Source organism: Micromonospora sonchi, assembly GCF_014646235.1.
Lineage (GTDB): Bacteria > Actinomycetota > Actinomycetes > Mycobacteriales > Micromonosporaceae > Micromonospora > Micromonospora sonchi.
In genome coordinates, this window is the sequence record NZ_BMNB01000083.1 from 1 (window position 1) to 1,330 (window position 1,330).

Genomic DNA, 1,330 nt, shown 5'->3' on the forward strand with positions numbered 1-1,330 from the left:
TTGATGACGCGGTTGGTGCCTTCTGAGCCGGCGTTGGTGATGCCGGTATGCAGGAACGCGAGGATTTCGGGCCACCAGGTCTGGATCGTGGTGGCGAGGCGGTGGAGTTCGGGCAGGTCAGTGGCGGCGCAGCGGGCGTAGAAGCGGTGCAGCAGCCGGGCGACGGTCTCCCGGTCCGGGTGGGTGCGGGCAAGGGCGAGCAGGTCGAGCAGGTCTTCTTTGGCGTTCCAGGCGGCCAGGATGGGTGCGCCGATCTTGGTGGACAGGTTGCTGAGAGTGTCGGTCAGCCGGTCGACGTGTTCGGCGCGCATTCTGGAGGCTGACCTGGTCAGACGGTTGCGTTGTTGCCATTCGGGATCGGTGGCCCGGCCGCGGCGGCCGCGGTGGGTGACGGTCATCCGGCGGCGGACCTCGGTGACGGCCCGGTTGGCCAGTTGCACCACGTGGAAATGGTCCACGACCAGCATCGCGTGGGGCAGGGCCTGGCGGACGGCGGCCTTGAACACGGTGCACATGTCGATCGCGACGGCCTGGACCTGTTCGCGCCAGGCGGCGGGACGCTGGGTGAGCCAGTCGGTCACCGCCGCGCTGGTACGGCCTTCGACCTGGGCGAGTAGACCCTGCCCGCCGCCCAGATCGCAGAAGCCGACGTGCCAGCGGTCGACGGTAGTGGTCCACGACTGCGTGACCTCGTCGAAACTCCAGCACGGTTTGCCCCGGCGGACCTCGTCGATGCCCAGCACGGCCACCGGCGCGGGCTCGGCCGGCAACACCCTGGCCGCGTGAGCGGTGAACGCCGCCGCGACGACCGGCCAGGACACGCCCAGGTCACGGGCGGCCTGCACGATCGTGCGATTGCCGTCGGCGACCACCGCCCCTGCCATCTGCCGCAGCCGGACGGTGATCCGGGCCCGGGCCGGGACCTGCGGCACCTGCTCGGTGAACGTCCGGCGCGGGCATCCGGGCTGGTCGCAATGCCAGCGCCGTTTACGCCACCGCAACCGGGTATCGCGCCCGGCGACGGGCAGATCCCTCGGGCGGGTGAGCACCCAGCCCTTGACCCGAGCAGCCCGGATCCCGCACTGCGGGCAGCATCGTGCCTGCTCATCACCGGTGGACAGGTGGACGACGGGGGAACCGTCCGGACGCAACTCGACCCGATCCACCACCAGGCCATCCAGGCCCAGCAGCCGAGTCGTATCGTTGACCATGCTCGCAGCTCTTCACTAGTGACCATCCGAACTCGACACTCAGATGATCACCGAAGGGCTGCGAGACCTCATCTCCGGGTCGGATCGACCACCGCACCCCGCTCAACTTCGAAGAGCCG

At 69.5% G+C, this 1,330-nt stretch carries 1 protein-coding gene; it reads right to left on the reverse strand.

The annotated features are described in order from the left end of the window. Nucleotides 1–1,211: ISL3 family transposase (locus IEY61_RS30845; RefSeq protein ID WP_189050864.1), on the reverse strand; the 1,211-nt coding region annotated here is incomplete at its 3' end. Between the last annotated feature and the right edge of the window lie 119 nt (nt 1,212–1,330).